The sequence below is a fragment of the Streptomyces sp. M41 genome (assembly GCF_043673425.1).
GTDB lineage: Bacteria > Actinomycetota > Actinomycetes > Streptomycetales > Streptomycetaceae > Streptomyces.
Window position 1 is genome coordinate 463,931 of record NZ_JBIMKE010000002.1, and the last position, 6,230, is coordinate 470,160.

Here is a 6,230-nt window from a genome sequence, read left to right on the forward strand (position 1 = left end):
GGATCAGCTCTTGGCCGCCGCGGCCTTGGTCTTGGCCGCCTTGGCCGCAGGAGCGGGCACCGCCTTCGCGGCGTCGTCCGCGGTGTCGGAGACCGCCGCGTCCGTGCCCGGCTCGGCAGCCGGCTCCTCCGGTCGCACGCCGACGCCCAGCTTCTCCTTGATCTTCTTCTCGATCTCGTTCGCCAGGTCGGGGTTGTCCTTCAGGAAGTTGCGCGCGTTCTCCTTGCCTTGGCCGAGCTGGTCGCCCTCGTACGTGTACCAGGCGCCGGCCTTGCGGACGAAGCCGTGCTCCACGCCCATGTCGATCAGGCCGCCCTCGCGGCTGATGCCCTGGCCGTAGAGGATGTCGAACTCGGCCTGCTTGAAGGGCGGCGCGACCTTGTTCTTGACGACCTTGCAGCGGGTGCGGTTGCCGACCGCCTCGGTGCCGTCCTTCAGGGTCTCGATGCGGCGGATGTCGATACGCACCGACGCGTAGAACTTCAGCGCCCGGCCACCGGTCGTGGTCTCCGGCGAACCGAACATCACGCCGATCTTCTCGCGGAGCTGGTTGATGAAGATCGCGGTGGTCTTGGACTGGTTGAGCGCGCTGGTGATCTTCCGAAGGGCCTGGCTCATCAGACGGGCCTGGAGGCCGACGTGGCTGTCGCCCATCTCGCCCTCGATCTCCGCGCGCGGGACGAGCGCCGCGACGGAGTCGATGACGATGAGGTCGAGAGCGCCGGAGCGGACGAGCATGTCCACGATCTCCAGCGCCTGCTCGCCGTTGTCCGGCTGGGACAGGATCAGGTTGTCGATGTCGACGCCGAGCTTCTTCGCGTACTCGGGGTCGAGGGCGTGCTCCGCGTCCACGAAGGCGACCTGGCCGCCGGCCTTCTGGGCGTTCGCCACCGCGTGCAGGGTCAGGGTCGTCTTACCGGAGGACTCCGGGCCGTAGATCTCCACGACACGGCCGCGCGGCAGGCCGCCGACGCCGAGGGCCACGTCGAGGGCGGTCGAGCCGGTCGGGATGACCTCGATGGGCTCCTTCGACCGCTCGCCCATGCGCATGACCGCGCCCTTGCCGAACTGCCGTTCAATCTGTGCGAGCGCGGCGTCGAGCGCCTTCTCGCGGTCGGTTCCTGCCATGGGTTCCACCCGGTTTGCTTGAGTCGATCGCTTCACGTCAAAGACGCTAACGCCTGCCACTGACAATGCGCCCCGACGCCCATCCGGCCTGTGGATAACTCGGGCACTTCTCTGTCGAAACCGTGGCGAAATGCCCGCCGAGCGCCTCGCCGGAGCTTCCATGAGAATGGATGTTCGATTTTCGTGTCAAGCGCACCACACGGCACCTTCGACCCTACGTTCGCGGGCGCACGACGCCCAGGATTCACGCCCCCGCAGTCGTGATCGCGGCCTGCCCCGCAGACGCGGCCGAGCTCAGTCGGAGCTCTCCCCGGAGCCCGTCCGGCTCCCCCCGTGACCGTCCTTGCGGCTTCCCCCGTGGCCGTCCTTCGGGCTGCCATGGCCGCCCTTCCGGATCCACCCGAAGCTCCCCTTCCGTGCCGACGACCGCTCTTCCGGTCGTCGTGTCCACAGCGCACGCGCGCGCGTGAAGAGACCGCGCCCGGTTCCCCCTCTGTGGTGCCCGTGGACACGGGGGTCGTCCGTGACGTCGTACCGCTTCACATAGGCCCCCAGGAACGCCTGGAGGGTGGCGATCGCCGGGATGGCGATCAGCGCGCCCACCGCGCCGAGGAGAGCAGTGCCCGCGACCACCGAACCGAAGGCGACCGCGGGGTGGATGTCGACGGTCTTCGAGGTCAGCTTGGGCTGAAGCACATAGTTCTCGAACTGCTGGTAGATCACGACGAAGATCAGCACCCACAGCGCGTACCAGGGATCGACGGTGAAGGCGATCAGCATGGGCAGCGCGCCCGCGAGGTAGGTGCCGATGGTGGGGATGAACTGCGAGACCAGACCGACCCACACGGCGAGCACGGGCGCGTACGGCACGTCCAGGCTCGCCAGCAGGATGTAGTGCGCTATGCCGGAGATCAGCGCCATCAGGCCGCGTGAGTACAGATAGCCGCCCGTCTTGATGACGGCGATCTCCCAGGCGCGCAGCACCTCGGCCTGCTTGGCGGGCGGCAGCACGGAGCAGAGCGCGCGGCGCAGTCGCGGTCCGTCCGCGGCGAAGTAGAACGAGAACAACGTGATCGTCAGCAGCTGGAAGAGGCCGCCGAGGACCTGGGCGGACACGTCCAGGACCCCGGTCGCGCTGTTCTGCACGTAGTTGCGCAGCCAGTCGGAGCGGAGCAGGCCCTCCTGGATGTCCACCCGGCGCAGGTCGGTGTTGAAGTGCGTGTTGATCCAGTTGATGACGGAGTCGAGGTAGTTCGGGAAGTCCTCGACGATCTTGATGATCTGACCAGCGAGCATGGAGCCGAGCAAGGTCACGAAACCGGCGGACACGACGATCACGGCGAGGAAGACGACGGCCGTGGCCAGCCCCCGGCGTATCCCGCGCGCGGCCATCCAGCTCACCGCGGGTTCGATGGCCAGTGCCAGGAAGAACGCGATGACGATGTTGATCAGCAGCCCGGTGAGCTGGTGGAAGGCCCAGCTGCCCAGCTGGAACGCACCGACGAGCGCCAACGCGAGGACCATGGCGCGCGGCAGCCAGCGCGGCATGCGGGAGTCGGCCCCGGCGCTGCCCTCACCCGGGGGCAGGGTGGGCGGGGTCGTGCCGTAGGGGGATCCGTGCCGGGCGGGCTGCCCGGTCTCATCAGTGCGTGCCACGGTGCAAGTCTCGCCCACGCCACCGACAATCGGATGTGGCCCTGCGGTCTTCGAGATCGGTCAGCGCTTTTCTCCCGGAACGTTCATGACGGCGCAGACCACACGCCACACGTCCTTGGCGTCCCAGCCGGCATCGAGCGCCTCGAGCACCGTGCGCCCACCGAGCTCCGACATCACGTGGTCGCGCGCGAACATTTCGGCGTATCCGGGACCGAAGTGGTCCGCCATTCGCTGCCAGAAGACCGTCAACCGCATGCGTCCAGTATCCCGCCCCTGAGGGTGGGCCTGAGCCGGGACCGCTTGTCGAGACCGCTTTCCACCCTACGGTCTGACGCATGGCCGAAACAGGAGATTCCCCCCTCCCCCCGACGCCCCCGGCGCATTCCCCGCTCTTCCGCGCCGAGCAGTTCGTCTGGCTCACCGCGCGCGTGCTCGAGCAGCGCCTCTTCGCGTATCACTTTCTGAACGGCACCGCCGACCCGGTGGAGACCGCGCTGGACGCCTATCGCAACGAGGACGGCGGGTACGGCCACGGCCTGGAGCCCGATCTGCGAGGTCCGGTCAGCCAGCCGCTGCACACCGGTCACGCACTCCACGTCCTGGACGCCATCGAACGCTGCGGCGGACAGCGCGTGGACCGCGTCTGCCGCTACCTCACGTCGGTATCCACCCCGGACGGCGCCCTTCCGGCGATCCATCCCAGCCAGCGGGGCTACCCCACGGCACCCTTCATGCCGGTCGTTGACGACCCGCCCAGCTCTCTCCTGGCCACCGGGCCGGTGGTCGGTCTGCTGCACCGCAACGAGGTGTGGCACGCCTGGCTGTTCCGGGCAACGGACTTCTGCTGGCAGGCGGTCGAATCGCTGGACAAGTCCCATCCGTACGAGATCCAGGCCGCCGTGGCCTTCCTGGACTCCGCTCCCGACCGCACGCGCGCGGAGACAGCCGCCGACCGTCTGGGGCGCCTGGTACGCGAGCAGCGCCTGGCGGCACTGGAGCCGGACAACCTCGCCGCGTACCCGGTCTCCCCCGGTTACGCCCCGGCCGAGCATCACTTCCCGCACGACTACGCCCGTACCCCGCGCTCCCTCGCGCGCGCTTGGTTCACGGACGACGAGATGAGCCGCTCCTTGGACCACCTCGCCGACGGCCAGCAGCAGGACGGCGGCTGGCCCCTCCTCTGGCACCAGTGGGCCCCGGTCCTCGCTCCGGAGGCCCGCCCCATGGTGACGATCGAGGCACTGCGCACCCTCAGGGCGTACGGCCGCCACATCGGCTGACCGACCTCACCCGCCCAGAGCCCGTACAGCCGCAGTGACCGCCACGGCGGCCCCGACGACAACCAGGAACGGGGCCCGCAGGAAGAGCGCCAGGGCCGCCGCGGCGACTCCGGCCACCCGCGCGTCCAGCACCAGCGCCTGCCCGTCACCGAACGTCTGCTGGGCCGTGAGAGCGGCAAGCAGGGCGACGGGCAACAGGGCGGCAAGACGCCGGACCAGGGGCCGCTCGAGGGCACCCGCGGGCACGAGCAGCCCGATGAGCTTCACGGCGTAGCAGCCGAGGGCGGTGACACCGATCGCGATCCAGATACTCACCGCTCCCCCTCTCGCGCGCATCCCTTGCGGCGCCCCTGTGCCCACAGCACGACCGGCGCCGTGAGGGCGGCCACCAGGACGGGCACACCAGCGGGCAGCACAGGCAACAATCCCAGGCCCAGCAGCACGGCGAGACCGGCGACGGCCCGCTCGGTCGCGGACTTCAGCATCGGAGCGAGCAGCGCCAGAAACACCGCGGGCCCGGCGGCGTCCAGCCCCCAGGCATCGGTGTCACCGATGGCTTCGGCGCCAAGCGCACCCAGCAGCGTGGTCAGGTTCCACAGCAGATACAGGCTGAGCCCTGTCACGACGAACCCGAGCCGCGCGTTGCGCCGCGTCGGCTGTGCCAGGGCGACGGCAGCCGTCTCGTCGATCACCCATTGCGCTGCGAACGGCCGCACCGCGCGCGTGAGGCTCAGCAACTGCGACAGGCGCAGCCCGTAGAACGCGTTACGAACCCCGAGGAAGAAGGCCCCAGCAGCCGCGGTCAGGGGACTGCCACCGGCCGCCAGCGCCCCCACGAGCGCGAACTGCGAGGCGCCCGTGAACACCAACAGACTGAGCGCGCAGGTCTGCAGCAGCGTGAGCCCACTACCCGCCGACGTCACGCCGAAGGCGAACCCGGACAGCCCGACGGCCACGCCGACACCGAGGGCATCCCGGACGACCACGGCATCCGGCCGGCTTCCATCCACTTGGGGATCTGCTAGAGCGCTCTGTTCTGCCACGCCCGCGACCCTAGGACGGCCACCGCCCAGGGTCTTGTACGTTCTTGCGCTCTCGCTGGTAGGCCCCGGGCGGGACCCCCACGATCCGGCTGAAGTGCCGGTTCAGGTGCGGCTGGTCGGTGAACCCCACAGCCAGAGCGGCCTCCGCCGGCGAACCACCCGCGTCCAACAGCCGCCGAGCCTGCCGGACCCGCGCATCGGTCAGCCAGGTGTGCGGCGGCATCCCGTACACCCCCCGAAACGCCCGCAGCAAGGCGAACGGACTCGTACCGAGATCAGCGGCCAGCCTCTCCAAGCTCGGCGGCTCGGCCATCCGTTCCTCCAGCACCTCACGCGCGCGTACCGCGATCCGAGCCCCCGCCGTCCGCACCTCCCGCCGCCGCAGGGCACCACCGTTCAGCCGAAGCAACCGCGTCACGACGACCCGGAGGATCGTGTCCGCAGCCAGGGCGTTGCCCTCATCAGCGGCACGCAGCACCTGATGCACCAGTTGCACGGCGTACGGATCGTCCAACACCGGCTCGACGAACCCCGGCGTCCCTCGGATCGCCGTTGTCTCGGCAGCTATCTCGGCGACCACCTCGGGCGACGGATAAACGGCCCCGTACCGCCACCCCTCCGGAACCCCCGCACGCCCGGTGTGCGGCGTATCAGGATTGACCAGGGCGAGGGTGCCGGCACCCGCGTACTGGTCGCCCCCGCCATGATGAAAAACCTCCACACCATCGGCGATGGCAGCGATGACGAAGTGCTCATGGGTGTGCCGCACGAACGTCTTCCGCACATAGCGGGCACGCAGCAGATCGACACCGGGCAGCTCGGCGTACTGCCAGTGCCGCGCCCGCTCACCCGAACCTGCCATGGGCCCATTCTCCGCCAGCCGACCGAAACCAGGCCCACACACCCCCACTGCGGGGCAGCTGCCGACGGCGGCGAGCACGCCCGCTGCGGAGGCGAACCCCCATGGCGGGGTAGCCGCGTACGGCGGGAAGGGGCCGGGGTGGGGGGTGTCCGCCCGCAGCGGCCGGCGTCGAGAAACAAAGCATCTCCACACCGCGCAACCGCCGGACCGAGGACGGACACCCCCCCCCCCCCGCCCCCCCCCCCCCCCCCCCCCCCCCCC

The 6,230-nt window shown here is 69.8% G+C and carries 7 protein-coding genes; 1 reads left to right on the plus strand and 6 read right to left on the minus strand.

Annotated elements, in window-relative coordinates:
* Positions 1 to 3 precede the first annotated feature (3 nt).
* The 3 genes from recA to ACHBTE_RS04335 all read right to left on the minus strand — a co-directional run bounded on the left by recA (position 4) and on the right by ACHBTE_RS04335 (position 3,039).
* Positions 4 to 1,128 (minus strand): recombinase RecA, encoded by a 1,125-nt coding sequence (recA, locus tag ACHBTE_RS04325; protein WP_394721969.1) that lies wholly within the window; start codon positions 1,126 to 1,128, stop codon positions 4 to 6.
* Positions 1,129 to 1,422: 294 nt separating this feature from the next.
* Complete coding sequence (locus ACHBTE_RS04330; RefSeq protein ID WP_394721970.1) at positions 1,423 to 2,784, minus strand: AI-2E family transporter; 1,362 nt, start codon at positions 2,782 to 2,784, stop codon at positions 1,423 to 1,425.
* Between the two features lie 60 nt (positions 2,785 to 2,844).
* The gene (locus ACHBTE_RS04335; protein WP_394721971.1) at positions 2,845 to 3,039 is read right to left on the minus strand and encodes a DUF3046 domain-containing protein; all 195 of its coding nucleotides are present in this window, start codon (positions 3,037 to 3,039) and stop codon (positions 2,845 to 2,847) included.
* An 80-nt stretch (positions 3,040 to 3,119) separates the two neighbouring features.
* Here ACHBTE_RS04335 and ACHBTE_RS04340 point away from each other — a divergent pair, with 80 nt between their 5' ends.
* On the plus strand, positions 3,120 to 4,064 hold the full coding sequence (locus ACHBTE_RS04340) for a hypothetical protein (protein ID WP_394721972.1): 945 nt from the start codon (positions 3,120 to 3,122) through the stop codon (positions 4,062 to 4,064).
* A 6-nt stretch (positions 4,065 to 4,070) separates the two neighbouring features.
* On the opposite strand, the gene ACHBTE_RS04345 is transcribed toward ACHBTE_RS04340, so the two are convergent.
* The 3 genes from ACHBTE_RS04345 to ACHBTE_RS04355 are packed head-to-tail and all read right to left on the minus strand — an operon-like array spanning position 4,071 to position 5,969.
* Positions 4,071 to 4,379, minus strand: coding sequence for an AzlD domain-containing protein (locus tag ACHBTE_RS04345; protein WP_394721973.1), 309 nt, complete (start codon positions 4,377 to 4,379; stop codon positions 4,071 to 4,073).
* Positions 4,376 to 5,107 (minus strand): AzlC family ABC transporter permease, encoded by a 732-nt coding sequence (locus ACHBTE_RS04350; RefSeq protein WP_394721974.1) that lies wholly within the window; start codon positions 5,105 to 5,107, stop codon positions 4,376 to 4,378. Before ACHBTE_RS04350 ends, ACHBTE_RS04345 begins: the two co-directional genes overlap by 4 nt.
* 10 nt (positions 5,108 to 5,117) lie before the next feature.
* Positions 5,118 to 5,969, minus strand: coding sequence for an AraC family transcriptional regulator (locus ACHBTE_RS04355; protein WP_394721976.1), 852 nt, complete (start codon positions 5,967 to 5,969; stop codon positions 5,118 to 5,120).
* Between the last annotated feature and the right edge of the window lie 261 nt (positions 5,970 to 6,230).